Source organism: Anaerobacillus sp. CMMVII (assembly GCF_025377685.1).
In the GTDB taxonomy this organism is placed as follows: Bacteria; Bacillota; Bacilli; order Bacillales; family Anaerobacillaceae; genus Anaerobacillus.
Map to the genome: position 1 here is coordinate 213658 of NZ_JACEHK010000016.1, position 16336 is coordinate 229993.

A 16336-nucleotide genomic window follows, 5' to 3' on the forward strand; every position below is an offset into this window, starting at 1 on the left:
ATGTTCGTAAGCGATTACTTATCATTTTAAATGCGATTGTTATTATCGCGTTTTTCTGGATGGGACAAAAACAACAAAGCTTTGAAATGAATACCGGACTCCCGACATTACCTTTAGTTGGTTATCAAGCCCCTTCGTTTAGCTTAGAAACGTTTGAAGGTGAGTTGGTAAGCTTTGATGATGATCTAGTAGGAAGACCGATGCTCATTAACTTTTGGGCCTCCTGGTGCCCACCTTGTCGAGCGGAGATGCCAGACTTAGTTGAAGTAGCTAAGCAATATGAAGAGCAGATTAGCTTCATAGGCATTAATGTGGCTACACAAGATACTAATAGTCAAAGTCAGGCTTTTCTTGATGAATTTCACGTACCGTATCCTAATTTAGTTGATAAAACGGGAGCTGTAGCAAGACTGTATCAAGTTCCGCCGATACCAGCAACGTTAGTCATTGACAAAAATGGACAGGTTGTCTTTCGAAAATTAGGTGGTATGACGAAATCAGAAATCATTGCTGCGGTTCAAAGAGTGATTGAAGGGAGTGAACCAGATGCTAGGTGAGTTGGATGGAGTTCAGTTAGGACCTATTTTTTTATCCTTTTCTTTATTAAGCTTAGGACTTAGCATTTTATTGGCTTATTGGACAGTGGGGTATTTAGTAAAAAAGAATTACCCAGACCTTAGCCCAAAATTACTAAATACATTGCAAACGAGCGGGTTACTTTTTTTGATAACGTTTAAAATATTGCCATTTATTTTTCATCCTGCATATATATTTACTCCTTCAAAACTGTTAATCTATTCAGGTGGCCCTTATGCGGTTCAAATTTCGACCTTTGTGTCACTTAGCTATTTTTCCTATTCCTTTTATAAAGAAAAATGGCCAATTAGGTTTCTTGATTATCTGGCAATTTCAGCATATATTTACTTAATTGTTAATAGCCTACTTCTAAAAAATTACGGAGTTGCCACTCCTTATAATTTTGGCTTTACGATTGACGGAACGTTATATCACCCAGTGAACCTTTATTACTTGTTGTTTTATAGCCTGCTACTACAAACCATGATTACATTGTTTCAAAAACAAAGAGCAGGGGTCTTGGCTATCATGCTACTACTAGCTTACTTTTTTATTCAGGTTATGATCAGTCCATTTCTGTAATTCGATAATAGATTAAATTTCATCATTACAAACTAAATAAAGTTGCGACTGGTTCTATGCAACTTTATTTAGAACTTAGTAGCGCAAAAAATGACTGATGAAATTCATTAAAAATAAATATTTTGTGTTATAATGATCGATATATTGTTTATAAAGAGGAGGTACCGGCTGTTATATGACTTATTTAGCAACTGGAATAGCCATTTTTATGGCGTTTATGGCGTTTTTTATCCGTATGAAGGCAGCAAAAAAACCAGCCACTGTGAAAAAAATTGTATTGCCACCAATGTTTATGTCGACTGGTTTTCTAATGTTTTTATACGAACCAGCTCAAATAAGTTATCTCCAAGTTTTAGAAGCTCTAGCAGTAGGGTTATTTTTCTCTTTATTCTTAGTTAGAACTTCAAAATTTGAAATTCGAGATGGACACATTTTCTTAAAGAAAACAAAATCATTTTTATTTATCTTAATTGGTCTCTTAGCTGTTCGGCTTATTTTAAAATACATTTTAGGGTTCCATATTGACCCAATGCACCTGAGTGGGATGTTCTTTATAGTTGCTTATGGAATGATCGTCCCTTGGCGGATTTCGATGTTCATTAGTTTTAAAAAATTACAACGACAGCTTCAAAAAATGGAATTTACAGATACAGATGTAAAGGAAACGGTTGTTTCAACACAGCCATAAAAAAAGCAGCTACCCAGGTAGCTGCTTTTACCGTTTATAGACGAAATGAGCAAGGAGACAGGTGAACTGTCTCTTTGCTCATTTCACGCCTCAGTGAAGAGTCAAGCAATGCTTGGTTACGATCAAAAATCAACACAATTTTAGTTGTAGCAATTATAAATATTGATAGTACGTAGATTTATCAATATTTTTTTCAGCGAGTTTTTTAATGAGGAATTTATGATCTCGCTTTGGTGTGGCTAAACAGTACCCTTTAATAATATGATCTCTAGAAATTTCTTCAGCCTGATCCTCTAAAGCAAGCTCACCAATTTTCCCTTTTATTTTGTCACGAGCAACATCTCTAAATAACATTGGAACAGGTTCAACTAATTCTTCTAAGAAAGCTTTACCTTCCTCATCCCAAAGATCTTTTGTTTGTTCAATATAGTAATCCTGCCAGTCTAAAATCGACTTGCCGTCTTCCTTTGGCATCTTTTTTAGAAACTTACGAAACATAAAATAGCCACCGATACACATAAGGACAAAAATAAATACTGACCAAAATAACATAAACCACATGAATATTTCATTAGGCATTTTAAAAGTCACCTCTAAATAATTTACAATTATAAAACATTGTAGCATAAAACACTGTTTAGATGTTAATTATCGAAACGCTAATAGACAAAACATAGTAAAATAGTACTAAAAATTTCGAAAAAGAAAGCGTTTTCATTCAGATTTTTTACTCTATGTGGTATATATAAATAGAGAGAGAAAGAGGAGGAGAAAAGATGGAGAAAAAATCGACGCATTTCGAAACAAAGGTTATTCACACGGGATATGATTCAAAGGACCATTTGGGGAGTTTATCAACGCCGATCTATCAAACGTCAACGTTTACTTTTGATACAGCTGAACAAGGTGAACGTTTTTTTGCTGGTGAAGAAAAGGGTTATATTTATTCAAGATTGGGAAATCCAACCGTTACGGTTTTACAAGAGAAAATTGCCGAAATTGAAGAAGGTGAAGCTTGCTTAGCCTTCGGATCTGGTATGGCTGCTATTTCTGCAGTTCTTTTATCATTAACAAAAGCTAACGATCATGTAGTTGTTTCACAAGGAATTTATGGGTGTACTTATGGATTATTGACGTTAATGGAAGAGAAATATAATATTAACCATGATTTTTGTTTAATGGAAAACGAACAACAACTTAGAGAATTAATCAAACCTGAAACAACGTGTATTTACCTTGAAACTCCTATTAATCCTACTATGAAAGTGATAGATTTAGAGATGGTTGTATCGGTTGCAAAAGAATACAACCTTCCAGTCGTAGTTGATAACACCTTCTGTTCTCCATATTTACAAAAGCCACTAGAACTAGGATGTGATGTAGTTATCCATAGTGCTACGAAATACATTTGTGGTCATGGTGATGTTGTCGCAGGCTTAGCGGTAGGCAGCCAAGAACTAATGGCAAAAATCGCGATGACAACACAAAAAGATATAGGTGGCATTCTAGCGCCTTTTGATGCATGGTTATTGTTACGTGGTTTGAAAACTCTACCAATTCGAATGGATAGACACTGTGAAAATACATTAAAACTTGTTGAATGGCTAAAAACTGAACCGTTGATCAAAGCAGTGTACTACCCTGGTGACCCAAACCATCCAGATTACGAAATTACAAAAAAACAAATGAAACATGGTGGTGGCCTATTTTCCTTTGAATTAAACGGAACAAAGCAACAAATCCAAACCTTTATGAACGGGTTAAAAATGATAAAAATTGCCGTTAGCCTTGGGGACGCCGAATCGTTAATACAGCACCCGGCAACGATGACTCACTCTGTCATTCCGGAGGATGTGAGATTATCAATGGGCATAACCGATCAACTGATTCGTTTATCTGTCGGCCTTGAGGCTTGGGAAGATATCCGTGATGATATCAAACAAAGTCTTGAACTAATATAATAATATACTATGAAGCGGTGCTGTCGGAACAGCATCGCATTTTTATGCTTATTTAAGTGAGTGATTCGAAAAGTGCTTTTTTAAGATTGTTTCTATTGTCTTGAATGAATCTCAATGCATATTAAGCAATTTAAAATGAGCTAAATGTTAGCTACAAATACCCTGTCCGATGTATTTTTGCAGCATAAACTATTAATGCGAGGTACGTAAATCTCGTAATATCCTAATAAAGGAGTGATAAATATGTCACATTGTCACAGACCTTCAAACAACTTTGCGTTAATCGTCGTGTTGTTTATCCTATTAGTTATTGTCGGGACTGCGTTTGTTAGACCTTACTAAGGGGAGTGAAAGAGTCAACATCCTTACGTGTTGACTCTTTCAATTTTGTTTATCTCAAATAACGTAAATTGGTTCCTATATATTTTTGCAACTTGGAATGAAGCTCCCTTTGCCGTAATAAATAATTTATAGGGTAGAGAGGAGTGATAAGGTTGTCAGAAGGATTACAACAGCATTTTTATACGGTTCGACCAGGTGATACGGTTTACAATATCGCCAAAAGGTGGGAATTGCCGATTGAATCTCTTATTGCAGCTAATAATTTAGTGTCTCCCTATATCATTTTTATCGGTCAGCAACTCTCGATGCCAATCGGAGTAACGCACTATCGGGTTCAACAGGGGGATTCGCTATACAGGATTTCTGAAAAATATGGGATTCCGTTATCATTACTTATTGAAGCAAATAATTTGCTACCTCCCTACGTAATCTATCCTGACCAACTCGTTGTGGTTCCACCAGGAGCAGCTTATTATGTAGTACAACAGGGGGATTCGCTTTATCAAATCGCAAGAAGATATAACGTCATTACGGCTGGGATTTATAACTTTGAACTAATTCGTCAAGTAAATGATCTACCATCAACCATCATTGTTCCAGGAATGAGACTCATCATTCCTTATGCGCCCACTGGTGAGATCGGATTAATTGCCTATACTTCTGATCATGGTGGTGATTATGATATTTGGCTCTATAACTTGAGGAACGGCGTTCATGCTCAACTTACTTATGGTCAAGCGGATTATTTTACAATACCTTTTTGGTCCCGTGATAGTCGCTATATTGCTTTTGTAGGAAAGGACTTTATTGTCTATGTCGTTGAGGTTAGTAGCGGGGCGGTCGCCCAAATTGATCAATTAGTGGAAGGTGAAGTCCACACTCTCGATTGGTCCTTTGATAGTCAAAGATTAGCTTATACGAAGCAAAATCAAATTATTTTATATAACATTAGCTCTCATCAATCCCAAATGATTAACGAACCTAGTCCCACGGACGTTCAATGGTTTCCAGATGGAACGACACTTTTATTTCAAACCGCAGATTTTACGGGGATTAGTCAGTTATTCAGAATTAGTATTGACCAAACAAGTATTCAGCAATTAACGATGAACCAACAAGGGCCGCTAAATCACGTTCGACTGGCTTCTAATGGTCGTTTTGTACTCTATACAACCCCGGGTGCTAGTATTTCCCTTATTTATACTGTGGACATTTTCACTGGTCAAGTGTTCGAAGTGAGAGGCGGTCCACTTGCTAAAAATTATTTTCCTGAATGGTCATTAGATTCCAAGAACATCGCTTATAGTGCGACCGCTTTTCTGGAGCAAGGATATTATTCACTTATTAGAACTGTCGGGAACAGAGGGGAGAATGACCGGACCTGGGCGATATCCGATTGCTTTGCGACCCCAGTTACTTGGTCTCCTGATAGCCCAAAAATAGTCTACCTTTCTGGTTGTCAGAGTGCGGCAGTTGCAAGTGAAATGTGGTATGTTGACCTTAATCACCCTGTACCAATTCAACTAATAAGTGGTAGATCTATTCAATCTATGAGATGGTCTCCAACCCAAATGACACTACCTAGTAGAGTATACTCAAATGAGGAATTTAACATAAGACTGCAATATCCAATGAATTGGTTCCGAGTAAATCCCGAAAGGTACGAAGGGACAGATGGCTTTTTTCAAATCGCTGCTATTAATGCTGGTCCCGAAATTGATGTGGTTTGTCAGGATGAAGCATTTCATCAATTACTACCCTATGGTACACAGCCAAGGATTGTCCATACAATGCTTCAAAATCAAGATGCATGTTTTATTTTTCCTTCCGCTGATCAACCTGAAGGGATGAAGGGCCAAGCAGCACTAATTGTCAGGTACCCAAGCCTAATAAAAATTGGAGGTTCAACCTATAATTATTTCATTCTATGGGCGAGCAAGGAACATATAAATCAACTAGCATCGACACTTGCGTTTTTATCATCCTAATGTAGCGAATATCCTTGAAGAATCAAAAGAGGACGCACCGTTGGAACGTCCTCTAGGAATTACAATGAATGTTCACTTTCACCAATAAGTGTAACAAATATAGTTGAAGAAGCAATTATGTAGAGAAAAGTGAACTTTTCAAGGAAGATAAATTACAGGAATTGTAGACCCCATTTACAGAAACTAAAAAAGCTCCTCCCATATACGGATATGGAAGGAGCTTTTTGTTTTTTTTTAGTCGTACATCTCCCATGCTAACTTAAGTGACTCAATGATATAATCTGCAATTTCTTCAACATCTTGGTTATCGGTAGTTAACTTTGAATTGTGCAAAGAATAGCTACTTTTTCTTTTGTGAAAAAGTTCTTCGATTTCCTCAAGACTACGTCCCTGAAGTACAGGTCTACTATCAATTAAGATATTAAGTCGATCCTTCCATGATTCCCAAGAAACATCTAAATAAAAGACAATACAATTTCTTAAACAAATTTCACGAATGTCCTTTTGGAGAAAAGCGCCTCCACCAACAGAAATGATTTTTAGACGTTGTGTACAAAAGGTACTAATCATACTTTTTTCCTTGGCGCGAAAGGCTTCTTCGCCTAATGTTTGGAATATCTCAGAGATTGGCATACCAAATTCTTTGACAATCTCTTGATCAACATCTATAAATGATCGATATAATTTTTAGCAACAAGTTCACCAATCGTAGTTTTTCCAGAGCCCATAAAACCGATAAAAACAATGCTTTTTTCTCTTAATGAAACGAAGTTCGTCTGCATATTCCTACACTCTTTTCTATTTATTTAAATAGTTGATAATCGTTGGAGTACTACGTAGTTATTTTACATCACATCATACCATTAAATCAAAAGACATTGAAGCCCAAAACCTAACAGTGTGTTGAATTGGTAGAGAGCGTAATTAGTGATTTTTTGTCTTGAAAAAAAGAGTTTGAGTGATTTCTGTCATTTTGGTTAAAAATAGAAGAAAATCTGAAAGTTACATGAAAGGTAGTTTCAATGAGAAAAGTTTTATTGTTTGAAGAAGCAGTCTATCCACGTGCTCTTGAGAAGGAGTTCTACTATTATTGTCTACTTCGGCAATTGTCTTTGAGCAAATATTTAATAACCTATTTACTCTACACATTTCTTCACCTTTTGATGATCATCCCGAAGAAAAAATACCTCGAGCTTCGCTTGGGTTTTCTGAAGGATGTCAATAATCTTGAGGAGAAGGTCAATTCCTTTTGGCAGTCTGGAAGAAAGCAATTTATGAACCATGTTTCAGTAGGGAAGATTGTCTGGATCAGTGAGTACCCTTACGTTTTACTAAGGGACATTGCCAACCAACACAAGGTTGAGATAGTGGCTAATACGTATGATATCAATGCCAAAGCATTTTACTCTTTTGAAGCTGTCGAGCAATTATATGAAAAAACATCTTTAAGTGAAAAAACGCGGATTTTTGCCAATTATCATTCCAAGCTAAAAAAAATGAAAGATGCAGAGTTTGTGATCGTTTATAATCATAAATTTTTCGTTACTAGTAGACGGTTCTGGGTATACAAACTTCTAAATTTAGCTTATACCTTTTTTATGCTTTTGATGATGGGACTATCTCTTGGTCTTATCAGCATGTATTTTGGAGCAGCTTATTTTCTCATGCCGATGTTCATTTCGTATTTTAAAGTGGAAAATTTGCTCTTTTTAAATGTTTTGCCGGTGGTATTAATTATATTTTTGCTATATTTTATTTTTAACAGGGCTTGGGTAAGTTTCCTACTTACATCAATAGTCATCATGGGGTTAACCTGGATCAATTATTTCAAGCTCTTAATTCGAAACGATCCTTTATTAGCGATGGATGTAAACTTATTTTTTGAATCAATGAATATGGCTGGTAAGTATGTAATAGAGTTAGACTGGAAGATCATCTCTGTGATTGTTGCCTGTATTCTCGGAACAGCAGTAGCGTTCTATTGGGTAAAGGGGAGGATCGATTTCATTCGTTTTCGAACGCTTGGCATCGTTGTGCTTGTAGTGGTAAGTTTGTATTCGTATAAAAATCTATACGCAAACGACAAAATCTATTCAGCCACGGAAAACTATACATTAATAAACAGATGGTCAGCCACACAGGTATATATATCAAAAGGTTTTGTATATCCCTTTATTTATAGTATTAAAGCAGCAATTGATGAAGCACCAGTAGGATACAATGAAACAGCAGCAAAAGAGAGGTTATCCGCATACAATTATTCGAACATTGCCGAAAATAAAAAGGTTCACGTCATTTCGATCATGCTCGAAGCTTACAATGATTTTACTAAATTCAAGCAAATTGAATTTAGTAAAGATGTTTATGGCTACCTGCACGAGCTTGAAGCGGAGTCATATTCAGGAGAATTGGTCACCAATATTTTCGCTGGAAATACAGTCGATACCGAACGGAGTTTTCTGACAGGCTACACGTCTCTTTATAACTTCAGAAACAATGTTAACTCCTATGCTCGTTATTTTGGTGAGCAAGGGTATACCGTAGAAGGTAGCCACCCTTGCCATGATTGGTTTTATAATCGTAAAAATATTAATGAGTATTTCGGCTTTGAGAACTATTATTATTTTGAAAACTATTATTCCGAACTTGCTAACGGAAAAATAGCTGATGATGATATATTGTTCCCACAAATTATCAAGCTATATGAAGCAAATAAAAAGACAGGTAAACCGTATTTCAGCTTTAATGTTACTTATCAAAATCATGGACCGTATTCTACTGAAGCCACAACGGACGTACAATTCATTAAAAATATTGGCTATCCTGATGAAGAATACCATATTCTAAACAATTATCTAGCAGGGATTCATCATACAACCCAAGAGCTAAAAACGTTCATCGATTACTTTAGACAAGAAGAGGAACCGGTAGTAATTATCTTGTTCGGAGATCACAACCCATGGTTGGGTGATAACAACAGTGTTTACAAAACGTTGGGCATTGATTTTGATTTAAGTTTAGATGAAGGTTTTTATAATTACTATAATACTCCGTATCTTATCTGGGGAAATGACAGCGCAAAAAAAAGCTTAAACAATGATTTTAAAGGCGATGGACCAACGATCGGTCCCTATTTCCTCATGAATGAATTTTTTGATTTAGCCGGTTATGCAGGAAATGAATTTATGAAGCTTTCCAATCAACTGAGAGAGGATGTCGATGTTGTTCATAAAAATAATCGGTTTAAAGAATTCGGAGTACTTACTACCGAATTATCTAGCAAAAACCAAAAAGTATTGGCGGACTTTTTACAGGTTCAGTATTACTGGAGGAAAAATTTTCGAGGAGATTAAAATGCCTCTGAATTGAGCAAGTTCCTAATTGTGGACAGGCCTGTTATGAGGTTGGATTGTTAGAAAAATGAATTAAATAGGTAAGAATGTTTTTATTGTGCAATTGGTAGGTTAAACTAGAAAGAATAAAAGGGAGGTAATTATACATGGCAGTTGAAATTGGAGAAGAGTTGTTTTTTGGTGAAGAAGGTAACGAACAGAAATATGAAGTAGTTTACACATGTGAGTTGAATGAGAAGCTATATTTATTGGCTGCGCCTAGTGATGAATTAGATAAAGAAAATGGAGAACCTGAAATCATTGCATTCTCTTATACAGAAGATGATGAAGGAACACTGTTCTATGATGAAATCGAAAGTGAAGAAGAGTGGAAACAAGTTGAAGCGAAATTTAAGTTATATATAGAAGAGATAGAAAATGAAGAGTAGGCTTTGTTAGCTAACGTACTATATTTAAGGGTAACGATCATGAGGGTCGGTACCCTAGCCATTTATTTTTTGGACAGAAATAAAAAAATGCAACAAGCTATTGACGATAGAAAATGAATTATGTTATTATTATTTTCTTGTCGTTATCACATATTTTTAATTTCAATATTAAAAAGTTTCTTTTTAAAAAGATGTTGCGCTGGATTTGTTATTGTGATATAATAAATCTTGTCGCTAAAACGACAGTAATTGCTCCTGCGTCTGCAAGAGAAAGATCAGAAGCATCGTTCTTTGAAAACTGAACACACAGCCAAGCGAATGAAAGAGATAGTAAATATCTCGTCAATGTAACAAAATTTTTCGAGCTATATCAAACACTTTTATGGAGAGTTTGATCCTGGCTCAGGACGAACGCTGGCGGCGTGCCTAATACATGCAAGTCGAGCGGACAATTGAGAGCTTGCTCTCAATTGTTAGCGGCGGACGGGTGAGTAACACGTGGGCAACCTGCCCTGTAGACTGGGATAACTTCGGGAAACCGAAGCTAATACCGGATAATCTTTTGAGTCACATGGCTCGAAAGTAAAAGTTGGGTTTACCTAACACTACAGGATGGGCCCGCGGCGCATTAGCTAGTTGGTAAGGTAATGGCTTACCAAGGCGACGATGCGTAGCCGACCTGAGAGGGTGATCGGCCACACTGGGACTGAGACACGGCCCAGACTCCTACGGGAGGCAGCAGTAGGGAATCTTCCGCAATGGACGAAAGTCTGACGGAGCAACGCCGCGTGAACGATGAAGGCCTTCGGGTCGTAAAGTTCTGTTGTTAGGGAAGAACAAGTACCGTTCAAATAGGGCGGTACCTTGACGGTACCTAACCAGAAAGCCACGGCTAACTACGTGCCAGCAGCCGCGGTAATACGTAGGTGGCAAGCGTTGTCCGGAATTATTGGGCGTAAAGCGCGCGCAGGCGGTCTCTTAAGTCTGATGTGAAAGCCCACGGCTCAACCGTGGAGGGTCATTGGAAACTGGGAAACTTGAGTGCAGAAGAGGAGAGTGGAATTCCATGTGTAGCGGTGAAATGCGTAGATATATGGAGGAACACCAGTGGCGAAGGCGACTCTCTGGTCTGTAACTGACGCTGAGGCGCGAAAGCGTGGGGAGCAAACAGGATTAGATACCCTGGTAGTCCACGCCGTAAACGATGAGTGCTAGGTGTTAGGGGTTTCGATGCCCTTAGTGCCGAAGTTAACACATTAAGCACTCCGCCTGGGGAGTACGACCGCAAGGTTGAAACTCAAAGGAATTGACGGGGGCCCGCACAAGCAGTGGAGCATGTGGTTTAATTCGAAGCAACGCGAAGAACCTTACCAGGTCTTGACATCCTTTGACAACCCTAGAGATAGGGCTTTCCCCTTCGGGGGACAAAGTGACAGGTGGTGCATGGTTGTCGTCAGCTCGTGTCGTGAGATGTTGGGTTAAGTCCCGCAACGAGCGCAACCCTTGATCTTAGTTGCCAGCATTCAGTTGGGCACTCTAAGGTGACTGCCGGTGACAAACCGGAGGAAGGTGGGGATGACGTCAAATCATCATGCCCCTTATGACCTGGGCTACACACGTGCTACAATGGATGGTACAAAGGGCAGCAAAACCGCGAGGTTGAGCCAATCCCATAAAGCCATTCTCAGTTCGGATTGTAGGCTGCAACTCGCCTACATGAAGCCGGAATTGCTAGTAATCGCGGATCAGCATGCCGCGGTGAATACGTTCCCGGGCCTTGTACACACCGCCCGTCACACCACGAGAGTTTGTAACACCCGAAGTCGGTGGGGTAACGCAATATGCGAGCCAGCCGCCTAAGGTGGGACAGATGATTGGGGTGAAGTCGTAACAAGGTAGCCGTATCGGAAGGTGCGGCTGGATCACCTCCTTTCTATGGAGTTAAAACTCTAGTCGATGCTTTTCTTTTAGAAAAGTACGCTGACGCTGTGTTTCAGTTTTGAGAGAATGATCTCTCAATTAAATAGTTAACTGCTCAATATTCATTATTGTGCTCCTGCGGTACTCCTTGCGTCGTATCCTCGTCGCAAAGCTGCATGAAGCTAATCAATGAAGCATCTCACGATGTAATTGAGATCAGTGGCTTTGTTCCTTGAAAACTAGATAACAACTAACACATTTAAGTTTTACCGGAAAGTTTGTAAAAACTTTATGAGTAAACTTGAGTAGTCAAGAATTCAATTCGACGTAAAATCCTTTTAACAGGTAATTTTTCGAAAGAAGCAAGAAGATCCAGGAGCCGATTGAGTCAATCACCGGAGTGTACATAAACCGTACATGAGGATGATTGAGGAATGAAGGCGACGAAGATATTCGCCGCTTATTGCGAAAAATTTAGGTTAAGTTAGAAAGGGCGCACGGTGGATGCCTTGGCACTAGGAGCCGAAGAAGGACGTGACGAACAACGATATGCCTCGGGGAGCTGTAAGTAAGCTTTGATCCGGGGATTTCCGAATGGGGGAACCCACCATCCGTAATGGGATGGTACCCATAGCTGAATACATAGGCTATGAGGAGGCAGACCTGGGGAACTGAAACATCTAAGTACCCAGAGGAAGAGAAAGAAATTATCGATTTCCTGAGTAGCGGCGAGCGAAACGGAAACAGCCCAAACCAAGGGGCTTGCCCCTTGGGGTTGTAGGACACTCTACACGGAGTTACAAAGAAACGAAGTAGACGAAGCGATCTGGAAAGGTCCGCGAAACAAGGTAACAGCCCTGTAATCGAAACTTCGTTTCCTCCAGAGTGTATCCTGAGTACGGCGGGACACGTGAAACCCCGTCGGAATCCGGGAGGACCATCTCCCAAGGCTAAATACTTCCTAGTGACCGATAGTGAACCAGTACCGTGAGGGAAAGGTGAAAAGCACCCCGGGAGGGGAGTGAAAGAGATCCTGAAACCGTGTGCCTACAAGTAGTTGGAGCCCATTTACGGGTGACAGCGTGCCTTTTGTAGAATGAACCGGCGAGTTACGATTACGTGCAAGGTTAAGCTGAAGAGGCGGAGCCGCAGCGAAAGCGAGTCTGAATAGGGCGAATGAGTACGTGGTCGTAGACCCGAAACCGTGTGATCTACCCATGTCCAGGGTGAAGTTCAGGTAACACTGAATGGAGGCCCGAACCCACGCACGTTGAAAAGTGCGGGGATGAGGTGTGGGTAGGGGTGAAATGCCAATCGAACTCGGAGATAGCTGGTTCTCCCCGAAATAGCTTTAGGGCTAGCCTCGAGGGAAGAGTATTGGAGGTAGAGCACTGATTGGACTAGGGGTCCCCACAGGATTACCGAATTCAGTCAAACTCCGAATGCCAAATACTTATCCTCGGGAGTCAGACTGCGAGTGCTAAGATCCGTAGTCAAGAGGGAAACAGCCCAGACCATCAGCTAAGGTCCCAAAGTATACGTTAAGTGGAGAAGGATGTGGAGTTGCCCAGACAACCAGGATGTTGGCTTAGAAGCAGCCACCATTTAAAGAGTGCGTAATAGCTCACTGGTCGAGTGACTCTGCGCCGAAAATGTACCGGGGCTAAACGTATCACCGAAGCTATGGATTGCGCACCTGGTGCGCAGTGGTAGGGGAGCGTTCTAAGTGCAGCGAAGTCAGACCGGAAGGACTGGTGGAGCGCTTAGAAGTGAGAATGCCGGTATGAGTAGCGAAAAGAGGGGTGAGAATCCCCTCCGTCGAAAGCCCAAGGTTTCCTGAGGAAGGCTCGTCCGCTCAGGGTAAGTCGGGACCTAAGCCGAGGCTGAAAAGCGTAGGCGATGGACAACAGGTTGAAATTCCTGTACCACCTCCTCACCGTTTGAGCAATGGGGGGACGCAGAAAGGTAGGGTAAGCGCACTGATGGATATGTGCGTCCAAGCAGTTAGGCTGAGAAGTAGGCAAATCCGCTTCTCGTGAAGGCTGAGCTGTGATGGCGAGCGAAATTTAAGTAGCGAAGTTCCTGATCCTACACTGCCAAGAAAAGCCTCTAGCGAGGTGAGAGGTGCCCGTACCGCAAACCGACACAGGTAGGCGAGAAGAGAATTCTAAGACGCTCGGGAGAACTCTCGTTAAGGAACTCGGCAAAATGACCCCGTAACTTCGGGAGAAGGGGTGCTCTGATAGGGTGTTAAAGCCCGAGAGAGCCGCAGTGAATAGATCCAAGCGACTGTTTAGCAAAAACACAGGTCTCTGCGAAGCCGCAAGGCGAAGTATAGGGGCTGACACCTGCCCGGTGCTGGAAGGTTAAGAGGAGGGGTTATCCGTAAGGAGAAGCTCTGAATTGAAGCCCCAGTAAACGGCGGCCGTAACTATAACGGTCCTAAGGTAGCGAAATTCCTTGTCGGGTAAGTTCCGACCCGCACGAATGGTGTAACGATTTGGATACTGTCTCAACGAGAGACCCGGTGAAATTATATTACCTGTGAAGATGCAGGTTACCCGCGACAGGACGGAAAGACCCCATGGAGCTTTACTGTAGCTTGATATTGGATTTTGGTACAATTTGTACAGGATAGGTAGGAGCCTGAGAACCCGGAGCGCCAGCTTCGGTGGAGGCGTCGGTGGGATACTACCCTGATTGTATTGAAATTCTAACCTAGGACCGTGATCCGGTTCGGGGACAGTGTCAGGTGGGCAGTTTGACTGGGGCGGTCGCCTCCTAAACAGTAACGGAGGCGCCCAAAGGTTCCCTCAGAATGGTTGGAAATCATTCGTAGAGTGCAAAGGCAAAAGGGAGCTTGACTGCGAGACCTACAAGTCGAGCAGGGACGAAAGTCGGGCTTAGTGATCCGGTGGTTCCGCATGGAAGGGCCATCGCTCAACGGATAAAAGCTACCCTGGGGATAACAGGCTTATCTCCCCCAAGAGTCCACATCGACGGGGAGGTTTGGCACCTCGATGTCGGCTCATCGCATCCTGGGGCTGAAGTAGGTCCCAAGGGTTGGGCTGTTCGCCCATTAAAGCGGTACGCGAGCTGGGTTCAGAACGTCGTGAGACAGTTCGGTCCCTATCCGTCGCGGGCGTAGGAAATTTGAGAGGAGCTGTCCTTAGTACGAGAGGACCGGGATGGACACACCGCTGGTGTACCAGTTGTTCCGCCAGGAGCATAGCTGGGTAGCTACGTGTGGAAGGGATAAGTGCTGAAAGCATCTAAGCATGAAGCCCTCCTCGAGATGAGATTTCCCTTGGAGTTAATCCAGTAAGACCCCTTAAAGATGATGAGGTTAATAGGTCTCGGGTGGAAGCACGGTGACGTGTGGAGCTGAGAGATACTAATCGGTCGAGGACTTATCCTATAAATAGTTTAGAGTTATGAGTGTTGAGTTTTGAGTTGTGTGAGTAACTCAATGAAGCAAAATACAAAAATCTAAACAATACGGATTGAATTTTACTCAAGTCTTAAATGTGTGTTATCTAGTTTTCAGGGAATGAAAATTTCTTGAAAAATTAAGTAGCTTGATCTTGAATTGAGTTCGTGCGTCTGTGTCTACTAGTGTAGCTTCGAAGTAAGCTTCCTCGACGCAAAGCAGCATGATGTAAACTCAAAGAAGCATCTCACGATGTGATTGAGGTCAGTCGCTTTTTTGAAGGAATGAACTTTCTTCATATAATCTAGTAGCGATAGCGAAGAGGTCACACTCGTTCCCATGCCGAACACGACCGTTAAGCTCTTCAGCGCCGATGGTAGTTGGGGGTTTCCCCCTGTGAGAGTAGGACGTTGCTAGGTAAAAAACACATCCAATTGCGGATGTGTTTTTTTGTACATACATAAAAGAGATCTGTGCGTTGTGACTAGAGAAATTAAGAGGACATATGATCCTCTATTGGTAGAACTTTGAGGTTTTACTATATTTGAGGACATACGGTACCTTATTTCCTCTGAATTCATTAAAATACATGTCCGAATGCGATAATAAGTGATCGTATGTCCTCGAAATTTTAAAAAGGACTATATTGGCTAAAATAGAGGAACGTACGTCCACTAAATTTTAAATTCAACTTTACGCAAGCCTAGGATAGCGGTTCCATATGATTTACCTCACGATGTGAAGGAGGTCAGTTGCTTGTCTTCTTCCTAAGCTCTCAAAAGGCAGAATGAGATCCTAAAGATATTAATTTTCACTAAATATTCTCAACTATAGGAATAATTACCTAGATAATAATGCATCATTATAATAGTTGCAAGAGTAGTCTATTCAATTTTTTAGCGAAAATAAAAAAGGAGGGAAATGAATGGGTAAAAAGAAGCGCGATCAACAGCAGTCTGCAGTAGGGAAAGAAACCGATACAGAATTTGGAGCAGAACTTACGCAAAGTAAAAAAGCAAGGAAAAAAGCAGCTAGAGAAAATAGGAAGTAACTTTTTCTCAGATTTAA

The 16336-nt window shown here is 40.7% G+C and carries 10 protein-coding genes, 3 rRNA genes and 1 pseudogene; 12 read left to right on the plus strand and 2 right to left on the minus strand.

The annotated features are described in order from the left end of the window. The first annotated feature begins 59 nt into the window (after nucleotides 1-59). The 3 genes from H1D32_RS21145 to H1D32_RS21155 all read left to right on the plus strand — a co-directional run bounded on the left by H1D32_RS21145 (nucleotide 60) and on the right by H1D32_RS21155 (nucleotide 1846). Nucleotides 60-557 (plus strand): TlpA family protein disulfide reductase, encoded by a 498-nt coding sequence (locus H1D32_RS21145; protein WP_261180176.1) that lies wholly within the window; start codon nucleotides 60-62, stop codon nucleotides 555-557. Beyond that, a complete protein-coding gene (locus H1D32_RS21150) occupies nucleotides 547-1158 on the plus strand; it encodes a hypothetical protein (RefSeq protein WP_261180177.1) in 612 nt (203 codons plus the stop codon). Before H1D32_RS21145 ends, H1D32_RS21150 begins: the two co-directional genes overlap by 11 nt. Before the next feature lie 175 nt (nucleotides 1159-1333). Further along, entirely contained in the window at nucleotides 1334-1846 is a 513-nt protein-coding gene (locus tag H1D32_RS21155) for a CcdC family protein (RefSeq protein ID WP_261180178.1), read from the plus strand. Nucleotides 1847-1999: 153 nt separating this feature from the next. Here H1D32_RS21155 and H1D32_RS21160 read toward each other — a convergent pair whose 3' ends face one another. Further along, on the minus strand, nucleotides 2000-2425 hold the full coding sequence (locus tag H1D32_RS21160; protein WP_261180179.1) for a DUF2621 domain-containing protein: 426 nt from the start codon (nucleotides 2423-2425) through the stop codon (nucleotides 2000-2002). A gap of 197 nt (nucleotides 2426-2622) precedes the next feature. Between H1D32_RS21160 and megL the strand changes: the two genes are divergently transcribed. The 3 genes from megL (at nucleotide 2623) to H1D32_RS21175 (ending at nucleotide 6137) form a co-directional block, all read left to right on the plus strand. Then, the gene (megL, locus tag H1D32_RS21165) at nucleotides 2623-3807 is read left to right on the plus strand and encodes a methionine gamma-lyase (protein ID WP_261180180.1); all 1185 of its coding nucleotides are present in this window, start codon (nucleotides 2623-2625) and stop codon (nucleotides 3805-3807) included. A gap of 243 nt (nucleotides 3808-4050) precedes the next feature. Continuing rightward, on the plus strand, nucleotides 4051-4149 hold the full coding sequence (locus tag H1D32_RS21170) for a YjcZ family sporulation protein (RefSeq protein WP_261180181.1): 99 nt from the start codon (nucleotides 4051-4053) through the stop codon (nucleotides 4147-4149). 152 nt (nucleotides 4150-4301) lie between these two features. Continuing rightward, a complete protein-coding gene (locus tag H1D32_RS21175; RefSeq protein WP_261180182.1) occupies nucleotides 4302-6137 on the plus strand; it encodes a LysM peptidoglycan-binding domain-containing protein in 1836 nt (611 codons plus the stop codon). Nucleotides 6138-6371: 234 nt separating this feature from the next. Here the strand turns inward: H1D32_RS21175 and H1D32_RS21180 are convergent. Continuing rightward, nucleotides 6372-6919: pseudogene (locus H1D32_RS21180) on the minus strand (shikimate kinase). Nucleotides 6920-7159: 240 nt separating this feature from the next. Between H1D32_RS21180 and H1D32_RS21185 the strand changes: the two are divergent. The 6 genes from H1D32_RS21185 (at nucleotide 7160) to H1D32_RS21210 (ending at nucleotide 16319) form a co-directional block, all read left to right on the plus strand. Next, nucleotides 7160-9490 carry an LTA synthase family protein gene (locus H1D32_RS21185; RefSeq protein WP_261180183.1) on the plus strand — a complete coding sequence of 777 codons (2331 nt, stop codon included), beginning with the start codon at nucleotides 7160-7162 and terminating at the stop codon, nucleotides 9488-9490. Nucleotides 9491-9636: 146 nt separating this feature from the next. Continuing rightward, nucleotides 9637-9918 (plus strand): DUF1292 domain-containing protein, encoded by a 282-nt coding sequence (locus tag H1D32_RS21190; protein ID WP_261180184.1) that lies wholly within the window; start codon nucleotides 9637-9639, stop codon nucleotides 9916-9918. A 379-nt stretch (nucleotides 9919-10297) separates the two neighbouring features. Beyond that, nucleotides 10298-11851, plus strand: a 16S ribosomal RNA gene (locus tag H1D32_RS21195). Between the two features lie 464 nt (nucleotides 11852-12315). Next, a 23S ribosomal RNA gene (locus H1D32_RS21200) occupies nucleotides 12316-15256 on the plus strand. A 315-nt stretch (nucleotides 15257-15571) separates the two neighbouring features. After that, nucleotides 15572-15687, plus strand: a 5S ribosomal RNA gene (rrf, locus tag H1D32_RS21205). Together the 16S, 23S and 5S rRNA genes form the textbook arrangement of a ribosomal RNA operon. A 506-nt stretch (nucleotides 15688-16193) precedes the next feature. Then, the gene (locus H1D32_RS21210) at nucleotides 16194-16319 is read left to right on the plus strand and encodes a hypothetical protein (RefSeq protein WP_261180185.1); all 126 of its coding nucleotides are present in this window, start codon (nucleotides 16194-16196) and stop codon (nucleotides 16317-16319) included. Nucleotides 16320-16336: the final 17 nt, after the last annotated feature.

Coding starts and splice junctions, on each gene's coding strand:
- H1D32_RS21145 (WP_261180176.1), top strand. CDS start 60: ATGGGACAAAAACAACAAAGCTTTGAAATGAATACCGGACTCCCGACA.
- H1D32_RS21150 (WP_261180177.1), top strand. CDS start 547: ATGCTAGGTGAGTTGGATGGAGTTCAGTTAGGACCTATTTTTTTATCC.
- H1D32_RS21155 (WP_261180178.1), top strand. CDS start 1,334: ATGACTTATTTAGCAACTGGAATAGCCATTTTTATGGCGTTTATGGCG.
- H1D32_RS21160 (WP_261180179.1), bottom strand. CDS start 2,425: ATGCCTAATGAAATATTCATGTGGTTTATGTTATTTTGGTCAGTATTT.
- megL (WP_261180180.1), top strand. CDS start 2,623: ATGGAGAAAAAATCGACGCATTTCGAAACAAAGGTTATTCACACGGGA.
- H1D32_RS21170 (WP_261180181.1), top strand. CDS start 4,051: ATGTCACATTGTCACAGACCTTCAAACAACTTTGCGTTAATCGTCGTG.
- H1D32_RS21185 (WP_261180183.1), top strand. CDS start 7,160: ATGAGAAAAGTTTTATTGTTTGAAGAAGCAGTCTATCCACGTGCTCTT.
- H1D32_RS21190 (WP_261180184.1), top strand. CDS start 9,637: ATGGCAGTTGAAATTGGAGAAGAGTTGTTTTTTGGTGAAGAAGGTAAC.
- H1D32_RS21210 (WP_261180185.1), top strand. CDS start 16,194: ATGGGTAAAAAGAAGCGCGATCAACAGCAGTCTGCAGTAGGGAAAGAA.